Below are 17,001 nucleotides of genomic sequence, written 5' to 3' on the forward strand. Positions count from 1 at the left end.
CTTTCAGTCGAGGTTTTTCAGGACGGCGGCCAGCTTGCCGAACAATTCGTCGATGTGTTTTTTCTCCAGCACGAGCGGCGGCGACAGCGCGATGATGTCGCCCGTCGTGCGGATCAGGATGCCGTCCGCGAAGGCCTGCTTGAACGCGGCGAACGCGCGCGCCCCGATCTTGCCGGGGATGCTTTCCAGCTCGATGCCGGCGACGAGGCCGATGGTGCGGATGTCGATCACGTGCGGCAGGCCGCGCAGGCTGTGGACGGCGTCTTCCCAGTACGGCTGCAGCGCACGCGCGTTCTCGAGGATGCCCTGCTCCTTGAAGACTTCCAGCGTGGCGATCGACGCGGCGCACGCGAGCGGATGGCCGGAATACGTGTAGCCGTGGAACAGCTCGATGCCGGCCGGCGCTTCCATGAACGCATCGTGGATGAATTTTTTCGAGAACACGGCACCCATCGGCACGGTGCCGTTGGTGAGGCCTTTCGCCGTCGTCATCATGTCCGGCTCGACGTCGAAGTAATCGACGGCGAACGGCGTCGTCAGGCGGCCGAAGCCCGTGATCACTTCGTCGAAGATCAGCAGGATGCCGTGCTTCGTGCAGAGTTCGCGCAGGCGCTTCAGGTAACCCCGCGGCGGAATCAGCACGCCCGTCGATCCGGCCACGGGTTCGACGATGACCGCGGCGATGGTCGACGCGTCGTGCAGCGCGACGATGCGTTCCAGTTCGTCGGCCAGTTCCGCGCCATGTTCCGGCTCGCCGCGCGAGAACGCGTTCTTGCCGGGGTTGTGCGTGTGCGGCAGGTGGTCGACACCCGGCAGCAGCGGCCCGAAGGCCTTGCGATTCGGGCCGATGCCGCCGACGGACAGCCCGCCGAAGCCGACGCCGTGATAGCCCCGCTCGCGCCCGATCAACCGCGTGCGGCCGGCGTCGCCGCGGGCCTTGTGATACGCGAGCGCGATCTTGAGCGCGGTGTCCACCGCTTCCGAGCCGGAGTTCGTGTAGAACACGTGGCCGAACTTGTGATTGGTGTAGTCCATCAGGCGTTCGGCCAGGTCGAAGGCGGCCGGGTGGCCCATCTGGAACGTGGGCGCGAAGTCGAGCTGGGCGACCATCTCGCTGACGGCGGCGACGATCTTCGGCTGCGCATGGCCGCACGGGACGCACCACAGGCCGGCGGTGCCGTCGAGGACGGCGTTGCCGTCGACGTCCTTGTAATACATTCCTTGTGCCGAGACGAGGAGGCGCGGATGGGCCTTGAAGTCACGGTTGTTGGTGAATGGCATCCAGAAGGATGCCATCGATTCGGGTCTGGACTCGTTCATGCGACTCCCCTTATGAATATGACGGCCAGTACAAAATTTACCAACTGGCAAAAACAATGATGCAATAATAGACAGCAGTACAACAGCGGCACATATACACAATCTGCGAAAATGGCCAACCGTATAGGTAGCATAGCCTGTACAGTTTCGGACGTCGCGCGATGGAGGCGCATGGAACCAACCGAAAAGAGCGAGAGCGAGGGATGGCCGGCGCTGGCGATCGACCGCCAGCGGCGCGGCAGCCTGGTCGACCAGATCGTCGCGGCCATCGCCGAGATGGTAAATCGCCGCACGCTGCCCGCCGGGACCAAGATGCCGTCCGTTCGACAATTCGCAAAAGTGAATGGCGTCAGCACCTTCACCGTCGTCGAATCGTACGACCGCCTGCTGCACCTGGGCCTGCTGTCATCGCGACGCGGCTCCGGATTCTTCGTCGCACGCGGCACGGAAGCCCCCGCGCAGCAACCCTGTCTGCCCGCGGCCGCCAATGTGGTCGACACGCTCACGCCCGACCTCTATTCCGGCCAGACGGATGCGCTGCCCGTCGGCGCCGGCTGGCTGCCGCCCGAGTGGTATGGCGAGTCGACGATCCTCGACGCCGTGCGCCACGCGATGAAGATCCCGGCCAGCCGCCTGCGCGGCTATGGCCATCCGCTCGGCTTTCCCAGCCTGCGCCAGCATCTCGCCACGACGCTGTCGGCCGACCTGTGCGCGGTCGAGCCGGAGCAGATCCTGCTCACGCACGGCGCCACGCACGCGTTCGACCTCGTGCTGCGCACGCTCACGCGGCCGGGCGACGTCGTGTTCGTCGAGGATCCCGGCTACGGCAATTTGCTCGCGCTCGTCCGGCATCACGGCTGCGAGGCCGTCGGCATCCCGCGCGGCGCGCATGGCCTGGACATGGACGTCCTCGCGCGCGCGGCCCAGGCGCGCCAGCCGAAGCTCATGTTCGTCAACACGGTGCTGCAGAATCCCCTGGGCACGTCGCTGTCGCAGGCACAGGCGCACCGGCTGCTCGCGCTGTCCGAGCAGTACGATTTCTGGCTCGTCGAGGACGACATCTACCGCGAACTGGCCGCGCGCGGCGACTCGTCGCTCGCGGCCATGGACGGGCTGCGCCGCGTGATCCGCATCGGCAGCTTTTCCAAGACCCTGTCGCCCGTGCTGCGCGTGGGTTCCATTTGCGCCTCCGGGTCGTTGATACCGGAACTGGTGCGCGTCAAGATGCTCACGGGCCTGACGACGTCGGAAGTGAACGAGCGCGCCGTCTACGATGCCGTCGGCAGCCGCGCCTACCGCAAGCAGGTCGAGCGTCTCGTGCTGCAGCTGGACGACGCGCGCGAGCTGGCGCTGGAGCGCCTTGGCGACGCGGGCCTCGTGCCGCTGGCCCGGCCGCGCGGCGGCATTTTCGTCAGCGCGGGCTGGCCGGCGCAAAAACAAAGCGGCCGCGCCATCGCCGAACGCGCGCTGCGCGCGAGCATCCTGCTGGCGCCGGGCGAATTCTTTGCACTGACGCCGCCCGATACCGCCTGGTTCCGCTTCAACGTCGCCTATGCCCACGAGCCGGCCCTGCTCGATTTCCTGCGTTCGATCCGAGGAGAACTACCATGACCATCGCCCCCGTCAAACATCGCGTCAGCCACCGTGACAGGGTTGAAACAACCATCCTCACGGAAGCCGTGCGCCAGTTCGCCGAATGCGGCTACGAAGGCACGTCGATCGCCACCGTCGCCGAGCGTGCGGGCCTGTCGAAGCAAAACCTGATGTACTACTTCCCGACCAAGCAGGCCTTGTACCAGCGCGTGCTCGACAACGTGCTGGACGACTGGCTCGCGCGCATGGCCAGCCTCGCGGATCCGGGCAAGGACCCGGGCGACGTCCTGCGCACCTATGTGCGCGCGAAGCTGACGTTCTCGCGCGAGCAGCCGCTCGCGTCGCGCGTGTATGCGATGGAAGTCATCGGCGGCGCCAAGCTGTACGCCGACCAGATCCGCCGCCGCGTGATCCCGCTGCTGCGCGCGGACATCGCCGTGTTCGAGCGCTGGATCGCGGAAGGGAAGATCGCGCCTGTCAACGCCACCCATCTGCTGTTCGCCGTGTGGGCGATGACGCAGTCGTACGCCGACTTCGCCGCCCAGATGACGCTCGTGCTCGACCGCGAACAACTGCAACCATCCGACTTCGACGACGCCGAGCGCCTGATCACGGGCATGGTCCTCGCCGCGGTCGGCCTCCAGGAGAAAACATGCCCACCCTGAGCCCCATCGAACTGTTCACGCCCCGCCTGAAACTGCGCTGGATGAGCGAGCGCGACGTCGACGCGCACTATGCCGTGTTTTCCGATCCGGAAGTGGCGCGCTACTGGAGCAGCGGACCGTGGACGTCGCTGGACCAGTCGCGCGAGCACATCGCCGCCACGCAGGCCGCCTACGCGGACGGCAGCGGCATGCGCCTGGGCGTCGAACTGATCGAAACGGGAGAACTGATCGGCAACGTGAGCCTGCACCGCTTCGTCGACACCAGCCGCCGCTGCGAAATGGGCTACGCGTTGGCCCGTGCCCACTGGGGCGGCGGCTACGTCAGCGAGGCGCTGCGCGCGCTGCTGGCCTACGGTTTTACGACGCTGGACCTGAACCGCATCGAGGCCGACATCGACCCGCGCAACGGGGCGTCCGCACGGGTGCTGGAGAAGCTCGGGTTTCAAAAGGAAGGCTATATGCCCGAGCGGTGGATCGTGCAGGGCGAGCCTGCCGATACGGTGTATTACGGCCTGCTCCGCCGGCACTGGAACGGGTGACCTGCTAGTCCACCGCCAGGATCCAGTCGCGCAGGGCGGCCACCTTCGGGTTGTCCTGCCGGGCTTCCGGATAGACCAGGTAGTACGCGAACGTCTCCATGTGGGCCGGTTTCGCGAGCTTGACCAGGCGCCCGGCCTCCACCTCGTGCGCCACCATGGCGGCCGGCAGCAGGCCGGCGCCCTGCCCGGCCAGCACGGCACCCAGCAGCAGGCTGGCGTCGTCGAACGACGGGCCGCGCGGCAGCGCGACATCATCCACGCCGTTGGCCTGGAACCACAGGCTCCACCCCTTGCGGTCGGCATCGTGCACATGCGGCCAGCGCGCCAGGTCCGCAGGCGCTGACGGCAGGCCAAGGCGCTCGACGAGGGCCGGCGCGGCCACCGGCACGATCTCGACGGAGGCCACGCGATAGCTCCGCAGTCCGGGATAGCGCCCGGCGCCGTGCCGGACGGCGACGTCCACGCCGTCGCGCGCAAAATCGGCCAGCGCGGTGCTGGTCACGATGTGCAGGTCGATGCCCGGATGCGCGTCGCGGAACCGCTGCAGGCGCGGCATCAGCCACGCGGACGCGAAGAACGGCGTGACGCTCAACGTCAGCGTGCCGGCATCCGCGGACGCCGCGAGGCGCTGCGTGGCCTGCGCGATCTGCCGGAAAGCATTGCGCACGGGCGGCAGGTAATCGCGGCCCGCCTGGGTCAGCAGGATGCCCCGGTTGACCCGCTCGAACAGTTTTACGCCGAGGTGCTCTTCCAGTTGCCGCACGAGCTGGCTGACCGCGCCCGGCGTCACGCACAACTCTTCCGCCGCCGCTTTCACGGACAGGTGCCGCGCGGCGGCTTCGAACGCGCGCAGCGGCTTCAAGGGCGGCACCGGCTCACGGATCATTTAGAAAATCTCAATCGAAACAGGAAGGAAAACTCGGTTGTGCCACTGTCATGCCAAGGCTAAAGTACCCGCATTGTAAGCCGATTCTGGAAAGAGAATGACTAAACCGACAGATGTTCTGCACTATCTCGACATCGGCGCGCTTGGGCTCCTGATCCGCAACCGCAGCGTATCTTCCCGGGAGGTGACCCAAGCGCTGCTCGACCGCATCGCCGCGCTCGACGGCGACCTCCATGCGTACGCGCTGGTGCTGGCCGACGCCGCGCGCGCGCAAGCCGACGCGGCCGACAGCGAGATCGCGGCCGGCGGATGGCGCGGGCCGCTGCACGGCGTGCCGATCGCGGTGAAGGACCTGTTCGACGTCGAAGGCGTGCCGACGCGCGCCGGCATGCGGCTGCGCAGCCAGCCCGTCGCCACCCGCGACGCGACGGTGGTGCGGCGCCTGCGCGACGCCGGCGCCGTCCTCGTCGGCAAGCCCGAGCTCACCGAAGGCGCGTATTCCGACCACCACCCGTCCGTCATCCCGCCGCGCAACCCGTGGCACGCGGACTACTGGCCGGGCATCTCGTCGAGCGGTTCCGGCGTCGCCGTCGCGGCGGGCATGGCATATGGCTCGCTCGCCTCGGACACGGGCGGGTCGATCCGCTGGCCGTCCGCGGCGAATGGCCTGACGGGACTGAAGCCGACGTGGGGCCGCGTGAGCCGCCACGGCGCGGCCGAACTGGCGGCGTCGCTGGACCATGTCGGGACCATGGCCCGCAGCGCCATCGACGCCGGCATCCTGCTGGACGCCATCGCCGGGGCCGATCCGGACGACCCGACGGCGTCGCCGATGCCTGTCCCCGACGACACGTCAGGCGCCGGCATCGCGGGCTGGCGCATCGGGGTGGACGCGGCGTGGAACCGCGACGGCGTGGATGCCGGCACGCGCGCGGTGCTCGCCGGCGCGCTCGCGACGTTTGCCGCACTGGGCGCGGAAATCGTCGACGTCCGCTTCCCCGACGTCGCACAGGCCGTCGCCGACTGGGTACCGCAATGTGCCGTGGAGGCGGCCGTGGCGCACCGGGACCGCTATCCGCGCATGCAGGCGGATTACGGCACCGTCCTCGCGGCGGTGATCGAGACCGGCAAGGCATTGTCCGGCACCGATTACCAGGCCATCCTGCTGCGGCGCGCGGCCTTCCGCGGCCGTGTCGACCGGGTCCTCGCCTCCGTCGACGTCCTGCTCACGCCCGTGCAGCCGTTCGCCCCGCTCACGCTCGCGCAGATCCGGACGCTGGGCACGCAGCCGGACCTCATCGCCGGGCTGCAGCGTTACACGTGCCCCTTCAACATGTCCGGCCATCCGACGCTCACGTTGCCGGGCGGCTTCACCGACGATGGCATGCCGGTCGGCCTGCAACTGGTGGCGCCCCGCTGGCGCGAGGACGCCCTCGTGCGCGCCGGCGCCGCGTTCCAGGCGCGAACGTCGTGGCATCGGCGCCATCCGGAGCGGTAGCATGGGATCGCGCGTGTTCTACGGCTGGACCGTCGTCGCGGCGGCGTTCGCGGTCTGTTTCGTCGGATTCGGCTGCGCGTACACGTTCAGTGCGTTCGTGCCGGCGCTGCAGCGCGACTTCGAGGCGTCGCGCGGATCCGTGTCGCTCGTGTTTTCGCTGGCGGGCTTCCTGTATTTTGCGCTGGGCGTCGTCAGCGGCCCGCTCGCCGACCGCTGGGGTGCGCGCCGCCTGGCCATGCTCGGCATGCTGCTGGTGGGCGCGGGCCTCGCGCTGGCCGGCGTGGCGCGCAGCCTGCATGCGGTGTATGCCGCCTACGGCCTCGGCGTCGGCGTCGGCATCGGTTGTGCGTACGTGCCCGCGCTGGGCGCCGTGCAGCGCTGGTTCGTCACGCGCCGCGGTGTTGCGTCCGGCCTCGCGGTCAGCGGCATCGGCGTCGGCACGCTGGTCATGCCGCCGCTCGCGACGGCGCTGATCGACGCCTTGGGATGGCGCAACGCCTACCTCGCGCTCGGATGCGGCGCGGCGGTCGTCGGCATCGGCATGGCCGCGCTCATTGCCGACGATCCCGCCGGCAAGGACATGGGGCCGGCCGGCGTCCACTCGGGCATGCTGCTGCGCGAGGCCGTCCGGTCGCGGCAATTCGTCTTGCTGTACGCGGCCTGCCTGGTCTGCTCGTTCGGGGTATTCGTGCCGTTCGTCCACCTGGTGCCGTATGCGCTGGACCACGGCATCGGCCAGAAGGACGCGGCTTACCTGCTGGGGACGATCGGCATCGGCAGCACGCTGGGCCGGTTTTTCCTCGGTGGACTGGCGGACAGGGTCGGGAGACTGGCCTTCCTGCTGGCGATGTTTGCCGGCATGGCTGCCGCACTCGCGGTGTGGGCCGCGTCGACGGGCTTCCTCGCGCTGGCCGGGTTCGCGCTGCTGTTCGGCCTGTTCTACGGCGGCTGGGTCGCCATCATGCCGCCCGTGGTGACGGATTTGTTCGGCAACCGCCAGGTCGGCGGCATCATCGGCGTCCTGTACACGAGCGTCGCGGTGGGTACGCTCCTCGGTCCCACCGCGGCCGGCTACCTGTTCGACGCGAGCGGCAGCTATACGGTGCCGATCGTGGCCAGCGCAGCCGTCAACGTCGCGGCGGCGGGGATAGCCGCGCTCGTGGGCAGGCCGGCCTGATCACCATTCGTGCGTCGTCCGCTGCCACGCCGGCAGCGCCTGGATGCGCTCGAACCAGGCCAGCAGGTGTGGATACGCATCCAGCGGCAGGTGTGCCCGGTCCTTGTACATGAGCGGCGCCGCGACGGCGTAGTCGGCCAGGGTCACGCCGTCGCCGGCGAGCCACTGGCGCGTGGCCAGGTGCTGGTCCAGCACGCGGGCCGCCTCGGCCAGGTCGGCTGCGCCGCGCGCGACTTCCGCCGGATCGGCGTCCTGGCCCGTGACGAATTTCTTCCAGAGGTGTTCCCACGTGAACACGCCGATGGGCGGGGCGAAATGCTGGCACGCCCAGAACATCCAGCGGCTGACGTCCGCGCGCGCCCGGCGCTCCTGAGGCCATACGGTCTGGCCGGGCGTGCCCTCGGCCAGGTATTGCATGATCGCGCACGATTCCCACAGGATGAAGTCGCCGTCGATCAGCACGGGGAGCTTGGCATTCGGATTGACCTCGCCGAGGCGGCGGCGGTCGTCCTGGCTGGCCAGGTTGATCTGGATGAGGTCGAACTCGATGCCGAGGTGGTCGGCCGCCAGCAGCACGCGGCGGGTGTTGGACGAGTAGTGGTTGTAGTAGAGCTGCATGGCCGTCTCCTGAGGGTTGGTTGATGCGGTGATGTTAAGACGGCCCACTGACAGATTCTGTCAGGAGTATTCGGGGATGTCGTACGCCTTGCGCCACTCCCGCAGCAGCTGGTGCCGCGGCGACGGATAGCGCTCCGTGATCGGTTCGGCCCGGACGATGCGGTCGACGCGGAAGTGGCGGATCGCATCGCGCAGTTCGCACCATGCCGCCATCACGCGCTTGCCCTCGAAGAACGCGAGCGCGAACGGCCATACGATGCGCTCCGTCGCCGTGTCGCGCTCGTCGCGGTACGCGATGCGCAGCTTGCACTGGCGCCGGATCGCCTCGCGCGCCGGCTGGATGAACGCCTCGACCGGCGCCGCTTCCGGAAAGGCCGGCACCCACAGACTCATCTCGGCCATGTGGTCGCGCAGGTCGCGCGGCGTGGCCGTCGCGATCTTGGCCAGGGAGCGGTCGGCCGCGTCGGACAGCGCCGCGTCGCCCTGCTGGCGCACCCAGCGCGCGCCCAGCACCAGGGCTTCCAGCTCGTCGGCGTCGAACATCAGCGGCGGCAGGAAAAAGCCCGTGCGCAGCACGTAGCCGACACCGGCCGAGCCCTCGACGGGCGCGCCCAGTTGCACGAGTGTCTGGATGTCGCGGTAGATCGTGCGTTCCGACACGCCGAGGCGCTCGGCCAGGGCGCTGGCCGTCACGGGGCGGCGGTGGCCGCGCAGGGCGTCCATCAATTGGAACAGGCGTCCGGTGCGGCTCATGGCAGGCGTAAAAGTTTCATGGACGACATCATATTACGCCGGACCGACGGGGTCCAGACGCCCCCGTCCATCCGGCCGCACGACCAGTCATCCCGCATTTTCGGCAGTTCGTCGGTACCCCGTGGCCACGATGCCTGCAGGGATGTAAAGTGACTCCATCGAAACAAGTTCCAACCGCAAGGAGTCATCATGACCAGGACCTACCACCGCAGCTTCGGCGCCACGCTGGAAGACCTCGCCCGCGACATCGTCGACGCCTGCCGCCGCACCGTGCGCGCCATCGCCGTGATGCCGTGGCCCGCGATGCTGGCGTGCTGCATCGCCCTCGCCTTCGTGATCAGCATCCTGCCGCTCGCATTGTTCCTGTTCGTCCTGTTCATGGGCATCAAGGTCGTCATCGGCGCATTCGTCGTGGACCACCGCCGCGCACACCGCGAGAAATAAGCAGGAGAGCATCATGCGCGCCAGCGACATCAACCGCGTACTCGACTTCGTACGCGACGCCTTCCACGAAGCCAGCAAGGTGTGGTGGCGCTTCTTCGACTGGCTCGCCGTCGTCGAATGGCGCCAGCTGTTCCTGACGTGGTTCTTCGTCGTGGTCTTCTTCCAGCTCGTGAACACGCCCGAGCCGGCTTTCTGGTACATCTTCATCTCGTTCGCCGTCAAGGTGCTGGCGGGCGGCAAGCGCAAGGCGGAGCTGATGGCGCGCGAAGCGACGGCACAGGCCAACGTCGCCACGCTGGAACGCCGCCTGATGGAGGCGCAGATGGCCGCGCTGCAGGCCCAGGTCGAACCGCACTTCCTGTTCAACACGCTGGCCCTGATCGGCCAGCTGATCGAGACGGACCCGAAGGAAGCGGCGCGCGTGCACGCCCACCTGATCGACTACCTGCGCTCGACCCTGCCGCAGATGCGCCAGCGCGGCGGCGCGACACTGGGCAAGCAGGTCGAGCTGTCGCGGGCTTACCTTGCCATCATGCAGGCGCGGATGAAGGAACGACTCAACGTGCGCTTCGACGTGCCCGACTTCCTCGGCAGCGCCCCGTTCCCGCCGATGATGCTGCAGACCCTGATCGAGAACGCCATCAAGCACGGCCTGGAGCCAAAGATCGAAGGCGGCACCGTCGCCGTGCGCGCCCACGTGGTGGGGGCTGACCTGCACGTGGAAGTGTGCGACGATGGCGTCGGCATCGACCCGCACGCGGACGACGGCGTCGGCCTCGCCAACATCCGCGAGCGCCTGCAACTGCTGTACGGCGCGGAAGCGTCGCTGGCCATCTCGACCCCGCCGGGCGGCGGCGCCTGCGCCACGATCCGGCTGCCCTACAAGATGATGGAGGATGCTTGACATGGTTACCGCCCTGATCGCCGACGACGAAGCCCCGATGCGCGACCTGCTGCGCGCGCGCCTGCAACAGGCGTGGCCGGACCTGCAGATCGTCGCCGAGGCCGCGAACGGCGTGGAAGCCGTCGAGCTGGGAGAGCAATTCCGGCCCGACATCGCCTTTCTCGACATCCGCATGCCGGGCCTGTCCGGCATCGAGGCGGCGCGGCGGCTGTACGAGCGGTCGCACATCGTGTTCGCCACGGCCTACGACCAGTACGCGCTGGACGCCTTCGAACAGGGCGCGCTCGACTATCTGTTGAAACCCGTGTCGGCCGAACGGCTCGCGACCACGTGCGCGCGGCTGCAGGCGCGCCTGCGCAAGCGTTCGTCGGCCGAGGCCGCGCCCCCGCAGGACATCGGCCAGCAACTGGCGAAGCTGACCACCCTGCTGGAAAACAAGGGCAAGCCGGACAAACCGACTTACCTGCGCTGGATCCAGGCCCAGGTCGGCGCCAGCCTGCGCATGGTGAGCACGCGCGAGATCCTGTTCTTCCAGTCGGACGAAAAATACACGCGGGTGCAGACGGCGGCAGCCGAATTCCTGATCCGTAAGACGCTGAAGGAATTGCTGGACGAACTCGACCCGGACGAGTTCTGGCGCATCCACCGCTCGACGCTCGTGCGCGTGGACGCCATCGCCGAAGTGAAACGCGACCTGCGCGGACGCCAGATGCTGAAGGTGCGCGGCTATCCGGGCGAGCTCGAGGTCAGCCGCAACCACGGCAATCTGTTCCAGCAGATGTGAATCCATCCCATAGGAGACCGCCATGCCCTCGATCGCCATCCCCTGCCTGCGCTACCGCGACACCCCGGCCGCCATCGACTGGCTGTGCGAAGTCTTCGGCTTCGCCTGCCAGGTCGCCGTACCCGGCATCGACGGCGCCATCGCCCACGCACAACTGACGCTCGGCGACGGCATGATCATGCTGGGCTCGGTCAGCGACGAGGGAGAATATGGCAAGGTGCTCGTGCAGCCGGACGAGATCAGGGGCCGCCAGACCCAGACCGTCTACCTGCAGGTGAACGACGCCGACCGCGTGTGCGAGCGCGCACGCCATGCCGGCGCCATCATCCTGCAGGAACCGAGCGACACGGAATTCGGCAGCCGCGGCTTCATGTGCCGCGACCTCGAGGGGCATGTGTGGAACGTGGGGACGTATGATCCGTGGAAGCCGGAAGACCTGTTCCTGACGAACTCATGATCAGGTGTAGGGTGGGCGGCCCCCGCCCACGCGCGACGCTTGCACATTGCCGGCGTTACGCGTCGGCACAAGTGCCCACCCTACGAATGCGCAACTCAACTGAACAGGCCTTCGTCCGACCCATCCCCGTCGAAAAAGCCCTGCCCGCCGTCGATACTGCCGTTGTCGACGCTGCTGTCGAACAACCCTTCCGACGAGCCATTGTCCAGCACACGGTCCACGTCGCCCAGCCCCGCCTGGTCCGCCAGCGCGCTGCCGGACTGGTCGTTGAACAGGTTGTTGCTCGGATCGTCGCTGTTCAGCAAGCGGTTGCCGCCGTGGTCGTGGTGGCCGAACATGTTTTCCAGGCCCTGGAAGAGGAAGCCGCCGGCCGCGACACCGGCCGCCGTCGCGGCGATCGAACCCAGCGTACCGCCGAAGCCGCCACGCAGGAAGCCGGACGACGGCGCCGACTGGTATTGCGGCTGATACTGCGGCTGATTCTGCGGCTGATACTGCGGCTGATATTGCGGTTGGGATTGATAAGGCTGTTGGGTATCGCGTTGGTAGGACTGGGCCGGCTGCGACCTGCCGCTATTGCCCCAGGAATTTGCGTCGAGGAATTTACCGCCGTCACCACCTTGCTGACTGGAACGCACCTGGCTTTCCAGCCCGGCGATGCGGTCCTTGGCATTGTTCAGCGCCTGTTCGAGCAGCAACGCCCTCTGCACCAGCAGGTAGGCGGCGTCGGGCTGCTGGGCCACGGCGCGCTGGATCAGGGCATCCGCTTCCGGGTCTTTCTGGATGCCGCGGGCCTGGATCAACTGGCTCAGGAAATCGTGCAACATCTGCGAATCTTGCGGGCTCATGACATCTGCTCCTTTGAATGGTCGGATAGCCCACATGTTGTGGGCCTGTCCTTGAATTCAAGTTTGACAGCATCCGGGCAAGATTGCCTTAAACGGCGCTGAACCGTGCGCTCAAGGCTTCTGGAGATCCCGCCCGCCGAACGCGTTCGGCAACTGCGCGGCCGCGGTCGTCTCCATCACGTCGCCCTTCAGGTTCGCCAGCACGACGGGCAAGTCGTTGCCGCCCAGTTCCAGGATCACCTGGCGGCAGGCGCCGCACGGGGCGATGGGGCCATCCGTGTCGCCGATGACGGCCAGCGCCGTGAAGTCGCCCGGCACGTAGCCGTGGGCGATGGCGGAAAAGAATGCCGTGCGCTCGGCGCAGTTGCACAGCCCGTAGGACGCGTTCTCGACGTTACAGCCGCGGAACACGCGGCCGTCCTTCGTCTCGAGCGCGGCGCCCACCTTGAAGCGCGAATAAGGCACGTATGCCAGTTCGCGCGCGGCGCGGGCTTCAGCTATCAGTTTTTTGTATTTCATGGGGGCTCCCGAACGTCGTCCCCGGACTAGCCGTCCGCCTTGGCGGGGACCCAAGGTTGCTTGCGCAGTCGAGACGCCGACGAATTGGGCTCCCGCCTGCGCGGGAGCGACGGTTGATGTCGTCTTATGGGCGAATCGTTTTGTAGATCATCGGCTGCGCGGCAGGCTGTTCGGCCGCGATGCGGTACGCCGCCTGCACTTCGCGCACGGCGCGTTCCGCGGCATCCCGCGTGCGTGCGTGGACGAGCGCCAGCGGCTGGCCGGCCTCCAGTTGCGTGCCCAGCTCGACGAGGTCGGTGAGGCCGACGGCGAAGTCGATCGGATCCTGTGGACGGATACGCCCGCCGCCCAGGCCGACGACGGCCAGGCCCAGGCCGCGGCAATCCGTCGCGTACGCATAACCCGATTCGAGCGCCGGCACCGGCACCACGATCGGCGCCTTTGCGAGGTGCGCGTCCGGATCGTCCATCAGGTCGGCCGGACCACCCAGCGCCTTGACCATGCGCGCGAAACGCTCGGCCGCTTCGCCCGAATCCAGTGCGTGCTGCAGTTTGGCGCGCGCCGCCTCGTCGGTCGCGGCGAGGCCGGAGATGACGAGCATCTCGGCGCACAATGCCATCGTCACCTCGTGCAGGCGTGCCGGGCGCGACTTGCCGGCGAGGTAGTCGATCGCGACGCGCACCTCGACGGCATTGCCGGCAGCCGGGCACAGCGACTCGTTCATGCCGGTCAGGATCGCCGACGTGCGCGTGCCGGCGCCGTTGCCGACGTGGACGATGGACTCCGCCAGCTCGACGGATTTTTCATACGTCGGCATGAACGCGCCGCTGCCGGCCTTGACGTCCATGACGAGGGCATCGAGGCCGGCCGCCAGCTTCTTCGACAGGATCGAGCCCGTGATCATGGCGACGGATTCCACGGTCGCCGTCGTGTCGCGGATGCTGTAGAAACGCTTGTCGGCCGGCGCCAGCTGCGCGGTCTGGCCGATGATGGCGACGCCGACTTCCTTGACGATCTTGCGGAACAGTTCCGGATCCGGCACGGTGCAATAGCCGGGAATCGAATCGAATTTATCCAGCGTACCGCCCGTGTGACCGAGGCCGCGGCCGGAAATCATCGGGACATAGCCGCCGCATGCGGCGATCATCGGACCGAGCATCAGCGACACGACGTCGCCCACGCCACCCGTGGAGTGCTTGTCGACGACGGGACCGGGCAGGTCCAGCGACTTCCACTCCATGACCTGGCCGGAATCGCGCATCGCGAGCGTGAATGCGACACGCTCGTCCATCGTCATGTCGTTGAAGTAGACGGCCATCGCGAGCGCGGCGATCTGGCCTTCGGTGACGCTGCCGTCGGGGATGCCACGCACGAAGAAGCGGATCTCTTCCGGACTCAAGGTGCCGCCATCGCGCTTTTTGCGGACGATTTCTTGGGGGAGGAACATAACGTTCTCGCTTTAAACAATCGGTTCGTAAAACCGTAGGGTGGACACCCTGTGGCCACGCGTGACGCCAGCACGGAGTCGGCTTACGCGTGGGCTCGGGGAGCCCACCCTACGTTGGCGTATTCAAGCCGCCCATCAGAAAATCAGACGCCGTATGGAATCCACACATTTTTCACCTGGCTTGCGTGCTGCAAGACGGTACGCCCGCCCGCCTGCTTCGCATCGAACCAGTCGCGCCCTTTCGCGCCGCCGGTCCACGTGCGCTTCAGCGATTCCGCCGACAGCTTCTCGACTTCCGCACAGCCTTCCGCCGACCCGTCGTGGCGCCACACGGCATCCACGTCGAAGTGCGATGCCAGCGTGCGTGCCAGTTCGTCGTGGCTGCCCGTGACGATGTTCAGCGCGCCGCCCGGGAGGTCGGACGTGTCGAGCACCTGGTACAGGTCCAGCGCGGACAGCGGATGCGCTTCCGACGGCACCGCCACGACGCGGTTGCCCAGCGCCAGCGCCGGCGCGACGAGCGAGACGAAGCCCAGCAGCGGGTTCTCGTTCGGACACACGATGCCGATCACGCCCACCGGTTCGTTCAGCGCGACGGTGATGCCGTGCATCGGCGGCTGGTGCGCCAGGCCGTCGTATTTGTCGGCCCATGCGGCCCAGTAGAACAGGCGCTCGATCGATGCCTGCACTTCGCGTGCCGCATCCTTGGCGCCCGTCTGCGCAACGATGCGCGCGGCGAATTCGTCGGCGCGGATCGCCAGGTTTTCCGCGATGTAGTACAGCACCTGCGCGCGGTTGTGCGCGGTCGCTTTCGCCCAGCCGGACGCCTTGTGCGCCGCCTCGACGGCGTTGCGGATGTCCTTGCGGTTGCCCTCGCCCACGTCGGCCAGGAACTCGCCGCCGGCGCCATGGATCGCGCGACTGTACGCGCCGTCCGGGCGCGCCTGCTTGCCGCCGATGTACAGCTTCGCGGTGCGGTCGACGGCAAACGGGCTGTCGCCGCCCGCCAGCTTCACTTTGCCTTTGTGCTCCAACTGAGCTGCGACGACAGGTGCGGCCGGACGCGCATCTTCCGCCAGCGGCACCAGGTACTCGACCATGCCTTCTTTGCCGCCCTCGCGGCCGAAGCCCGATTCCTTGTAGCCGCCGAAACCGCATGCGGCGTCGAACTGGTTCGCCGTGTTGATCCACACGACGCCCGCCTTGATCTGCGGGGCGACGTCCAGCGCGAGGCTGATCGATTCGCTCCACACGCAGGCCGCGAGGCCGTACACGGTGTTGTTCGCGAGTTGCACGGCTTCGCCCGGCGTGCGGAAGCTCGAGGCGACGAGCACGGGGCCGAAGATTTCCGCCTGCGCCACGGAGGCCGACGTCGACGCGCCCGTGATCAACGTGGGCAGGTACCACGAGCCGGCGACCGGCGTTTCACCGGCCGGCTGCCAGATCTCGCAACCTTCGGCGCGCGCCGCTTCCACGAGACCGTGGATGCGCTGCTGCTGCACCGGATCGACGAGCGCGCCGATGTCGTTCGATTTGTCGAGCGGCGAGCCGACGCGCAGGTTCTGCATGCGCGCCTTGACCTTCTCGATGAAGCGCGGGTAGACGCTTTCCTGCACGAGCAGGCGCGAACCGGCGCAGCAGACCTGGCCCTGGTTGAACCAGATCGAGTCGACGAGGCCTTCGACGGCGGCATCCAGGTCGGCGTCGTCGAACACGATGAACGGCGACTTGCCGCCCAGTTCCAGCGACAGTTTTTTACCGGTACCGGCCGTGGCCTTGCGGATGATGCGGCCCACTTCCGTCGAGCCGGTGAACGCGAGCTTGTCGATACCCGGGTGATTGACGATCGCCTCGCCCACGCGGCCATCGCCCGTGACGATGTTGACGACGCCCGCCGGCACGCCCGCCTGCTGGCAGATCTCGGCGAACAGCAAGGCGGTCAGCGACGTGTACTCGGCCGGCTTGAACACGATGGTGTTACCCGCGGCCAGCGCGGGCGCGACCTTCCAGGCCAGCATCAGCAGCGGGAAATTCCACGGCACGATCTGGCCGACGACGCCGACGGCGCGGTAGTCCGCGAATTCTTCCGACTGCAGCTGGGCCCAGCCGGCGTGGTGATAGAAATGACGGGCGGCCAGCGGCAGGTCGGCGTCGCGCGTTTCGCGGATCGTCTTGCCGTTGTCCAGCGTTTCGAGCACGGCGAACAGGCGGGAATGCTTCTGCAGCAGGCGCGCCAGCGAATACAGGACTTTCGCGCGGCCGTGGCCACCGAGGGCGACCCAGCCCGGCTGCGCGCGGCGCGCGGCGTCCACGGCGCGGTCGACGTCGGCCTGCGTGGCCTGCGTCACCTGCGCCAGCTCGCTGCCGTCGGCCGGATTGAACGAGCCGAAGGTGTCGGCGCCATCGGTCCAGGCACCGTCGACGAACAGGCCGAAACGGCGGCCATGGGCTTCCAGCCACGCTTGCGCTTCCTTGGTGCTCTCGGGGGCCGGGCCGTAATCCATAGTTTGCAGAATTTCTTTAATAGTGGGCATGACAGGTCCGTGGGT

At 67.7% G+C, this 17,001-nt stretch carries 17 protein-coding genes; 9 read left to right on the forward strand and 8 right to left on the reverse strand.

Annotated elements, in window-relative coordinates:
- Positions 1 to 3: 3 nt before the first annotated feature.
- Positions 4 to 1,320 (reverse strand): aspartate aminotransferase family protein, encoded by a 1,317-nt coding sequence (locus ACL58G_RS30285; protein ID WP_440964154.1) that lies wholly within the window; start codon positions 1,318 to 1,320, stop codon positions 4 to 6.
- Between the two features lie 171 nt (positions 1,321 to 1,491).
- Between ACL58G_RS30285 and ACL58G_RS30290 the strand changes: the two genes are divergently transcribed.
- The 3 genes from ACL58G_RS30290 to ACL58G_RS30300 are packed head-to-tail and all read left to right on the forward strand — an operon-like array spanning position 1,492 to position 4,117.
- Complete coding sequence (locus tag ACL58G_RS30290; protein ID WP_440964156.1) at positions 1,492 to 2,931, forward strand: PLP-dependent aminotransferase family protein; 1,440 nt, start codon at positions 1,492 to 1,494, stop codon at positions 2,929 to 2,931.
- Complete coding sequence (locus ACL58G_RS30295) at positions 2,928 to 3,578, forward strand: TetR/AcrR family transcriptional regulator (protein ID WP_440964158.1); 651 nt, start codon at positions 2,928 to 2,930, stop codon at positions 3,576 to 3,578. The genes ACL58G_RS30290 and ACL58G_RS30295 overlap by 4 nt, the downstream gene beginning before the upstream one ends.
- On the forward strand, positions 3,566 to 4,117 hold the full coding sequence (locus ACL58G_RS30300; RefSeq protein WP_440964160.1) for a GNAT family N-acetyltransferase: 552 nt from the start codon (positions 3,566 to 3,568) through the stop codon (positions 4,115 to 4,117). Before ACL58G_RS30295 ends, ACL58G_RS30300 begins: the two co-directional genes overlap by 13 nt.
- A gap of 4 nt (positions 4,118 to 4,121) precedes the next feature.
- Here ACL58G_RS30300 and gcvA read toward each other — a convergent pair whose 3' ends face one another.
- On the reverse strand, positions 4,122 to 5,003 hold the full coding sequence (gene gcvA, locus ACL58G_RS30305; RefSeq protein ID WP_440964162.1) for a transcriptional regulator GcvA: 882 nt from the start codon (positions 5,001 to 5,003) through the stop codon (positions 4,122 to 4,124).
- Positions 5,004 to 5,100: 97 nt separating this feature from the next.
- Between gcvA and ACL58G_RS30310 the strand changes: the two genes are divergently transcribed.
- Complete coding sequence (locus ACL58G_RS30310) at positions 5,101 to 6,501, forward strand: amidase (protein WP_440964164.1); 1,401 nt, start codon at positions 5,101 to 5,103, stop codon at positions 6,499 to 6,501.
- 1 nt (position 6,502) lies between these two features.
- Complete coding sequence (locus ACL58G_RS30315; protein ID WP_440964166.1) at positions 6,503 to 7,678, forward strand: MFS transporter; 1,176 nt, start codon at positions 6,503 to 6,505, stop codon at positions 7,676 to 7,678.
- Here ACL58G_RS30315 and ACL58G_RS30320 read toward each other — a convergent pair whose 3' ends face one another.
- Both ACL58G_RS30320 and ACL58G_RS30325 read right to left on the reverse strand, forming a co-directional pair.
- A complete protein-coding gene (locus ACL58G_RS30320) occupies positions 7,679 to 8,296 on the reverse strand; it encodes a glutathione S-transferase family protein (protein WP_413386981.1) in 618 nt (205 codons plus the stop codon).
- A 60-nt stretch (positions 8,297 to 8,356) separates the two neighbouring features.
- Positions 8,357 to 9,049: a helix-turn-helix transcriptional regulator gene (locus ACL58G_RS30325; RefSeq protein ID WP_413386980.1), complete on the reverse strand. Its 693-nt coding sequence runs from the start codon at positions 9,047 to 9,049 to the stop codon at positions 8,357 to 8,359.
- Between the two features lie 189 nt (positions 9,050 to 9,238).
- Here ACL58G_RS30325 and ACL58G_RS30330 point away from each other — a divergent pair, with 189 nt between their 5' ends.
- Genes ACL58G_RS30330 through ACL58G_RS30345 form a run of 4 tightly spaced genes read left to right on the forward strand, consistent with a single transcriptional unit; the run spans position 9,239 to position 11,638 of the window.
- Positions 9,239 to 9,493 carry a hypothetical protein gene (locus ACL58G_RS30330; protein ID WP_440964168.1) on the forward strand — a complete coding sequence of 85 codons (255 nt, stop codon included), beginning with the start codon at positions 9,239 to 9,241 and terminating at the stop codon, positions 9,491 to 9,493.
- Positions 9,494 to 9,506: 13 nt separating this feature from the next.
- On the forward strand, positions 9,507 to 10,397 hold the full coding sequence (locus ACL58G_RS30335; protein WP_413386979.1) for a sensor histidine kinase: 891 nt from the start codon (positions 9,507 to 9,509) through the stop codon (positions 10,395 to 10,397).
- A gap of 1 nt (position 10,398) precedes the next feature.
- Positions 10,399 to 11,181 carry a LytR/AlgR family response regulator transcription factor gene (locus ACL58G_RS30340; protein WP_413341878.1) on the forward strand — a complete coding sequence of 261 codons (783 nt, stop codon included), beginning with the start codon at positions 10,399 to 10,401 and terminating at the stop codon, positions 11,179 to 11,181.
- Between the two features lie 22 nt (positions 11,182 to 11,203).
- Entirely contained in the window at positions 11,204 to 11,638 is a 435-nt protein-coding gene (locus ACL58G_RS30345; RefSeq protein ID WP_413386978.1) for a VOC family protein, read from the forward strand.
- A gap of 95 nt (positions 11,639 to 11,733) precedes the next feature.
- On the opposite strand, the gene ACL58G_RS30350 is transcribed toward ACL58G_RS30345, so the two are convergent.
- The 4 genes from ACL58G_RS30350 to ACL58G_RS30365 form a co-directional block, all read right to left on the reverse strand.
- A complete protein-coding gene (locus ACL58G_RS30350) occupies positions 11,734 to 12,486 on the reverse strand; it encodes a DUF2076 domain-containing protein (protein WP_440964171.1) in 753 nt (250 codons plus the stop codon).
- Between the two features lie 111 nt (positions 12,487 to 12,597).
- Positions 12,598 to 13,005 (reverse strand): cytidine deaminase, encoded by a 408-nt coding sequence (locus ACL58G_RS30355; RefSeq protein ID WP_440964173.1) that lies wholly within the window; start codon positions 13,003 to 13,005, stop codon positions 12,598 to 12,600.
- Positions 13,006 to 13,129: 124 nt separating this feature from the next.
- Positions 13,130 to 14,452 (reverse strand): thymidine phosphorylase, encoded by a 1,323-nt coding sequence (gene deoA / locus ACL58G_RS30360; RefSeq protein ID WP_440964175.1) that lies wholly within the window; start codon positions 14,450 to 14,452, stop codon positions 13,130 to 13,132.
- 143 nt (positions 14,453 to 14,595) lie between these two features.
- Positions 14,596 to 16,986: an aldehyde dehydrogenase family protein gene (locus ACL58G_RS30365; protein WP_440964177.1), complete on the reverse strand. Its 2,391-nt coding sequence runs from the start codon at positions 16,984 to 16,986 to the stop codon at positions 14,596 to 14,598.
- Positions 16,987 to 17,001: the final 15 nt, after the last annotated feature.

Origin of the sequence: Massilia sp. GER05 (assembly GCF_052056005.1) — a bacterium.
Taxonomy (GTDB): Bacteria; Pseudomonadota; Gammaproteobacteria; order Burkholderiales; family Burkholderiaceae_D; genus Telluria; species Telluria orientalis.

What these genes read in the sequence shown, in the direction of transcription:
- ACL58G_RS30285 (WP_440964154.1), bottom strand. Translation starts at nt 1,320, where the DNA reads ATGAACGAGTCCAGACCCGAATCGATGGCATCCTTCTGGATGCCATTC.
- ACL58G_RS30290 (WP_440964156.1), top strand. Translation starts at nt 1,492, where the DNA reads ATGGAACCAACCGAAAAGAGCGAGAGCGAGGGATGGCCGGCGCTGGCG.
- ACL58G_RS30295 (WP_440964158.1), top strand. Translation starts at nt 2,928, where the DNA reads ATGACCATCGCCCCCGTCAAACATCGCGTCAGCCACCGTGACAGGGTT.
- ACL58G_RS30300 (WP_440964160.1), top strand. Translation starts at nt 3,566, where the DNA reads ATGCCCACCCTGAGCCCCATCGAACTGTTCACGCCCCGCCTGAAACTG.
- gcvA (WP_440964162.1), bottom strand. Translation starts at nt 5,003, where the DNA reads ATGATCCGTGAGCCGGTGCCGCCCTTGAAGCCGCTGCGCGCGTTCGAA.
- ACL58G_RS30310 (WP_440964164.1), top strand. Translation starts at nt 5,101, where the DNA reads ATGACTAAACCGACAGATGTTCTGCACTATCTCGACATCGGCGCGCTT.
- ACL58G_RS30315 (WP_440964166.1), top strand. Translation starts at nt 6,503, where the DNA reads ATGGGATCGCGCGTGTTCTACGGCTGGACCGTCGTCGCGGCGGCGTTC.
- ACL58G_RS30320 (WP_413386981.1), bottom strand. Translation starts at nt 8,296, where the DNA reads ATGCAGCTCTACTACAACCACTACTCGTCCAACACCCGCCGCGTGCTG.
- ACL58G_RS30325 (WP_413386980.1), bottom strand. Translation starts at nt 9,049, where the DNA reads ATGAGCCGCACCGGACGCCTGTTCCAATTGATGGACGCCCTGCGCGGC.
- ACL58G_RS30330 (WP_440964168.1), top strand. Translation starts at nt 9,239, where the DNA reads ATGACCAGGACCTACCACCGCAGCTTCGGCGCCACGCTGGAAGACCTC.
- ACL58G_RS30335 (WP_413386979.1), top strand. Translation starts at nt 9,507, where the DNA reads ATGCGCGCCAGCGACATCAACCGCGTACTCGACTTCGTACGCGACGCC.
- ACL58G_RS30340 (WP_413341878.1), top strand. Translation starts at nt 10,399, where the DNA reads ATGGTTACCGCCCTGATCGCCGACGACGAAGCCCCGATGCGCGACCTG.
- ACL58G_RS30345 (WP_413386978.1), top strand. Translation starts at nt 11,204, where the DNA reads ATGCCCTCGATCGCCATCCCCTGCCTGCGCTACCGCGACACCCCGGCC.
- ACL58G_RS30350 (WP_440964171.1), bottom strand. Translation starts at nt 12,486, where the DNA reads ATGAGCCCGCAAGATTCGCAGATGTTGCACGATTTCCTGAGCCAGTTG.
- ACL58G_RS30355 (WP_440964173.1), bottom strand. Translation starts at nt 13,005, where the DNA reads ATGAAATACAAAAAACTGATAGCTGAAGCCCGCGCCGCGCGCGAACTG.
- deoA (WP_440964175.1), bottom strand. Translation starts at nt 14,452, where the DNA reads ATGTTCCTCCCCCAAGAAATCGTCCGCAAAAAGCGCGATGGCGGCACC.
- ACL58G_RS30365 (WP_440964177.1), bottom strand. Translation starts at nt 16,986, where the DNA reads ATGCCCACTATTAAAGAAATTCTGCAAACTATGGATTACGGCCCGGCC.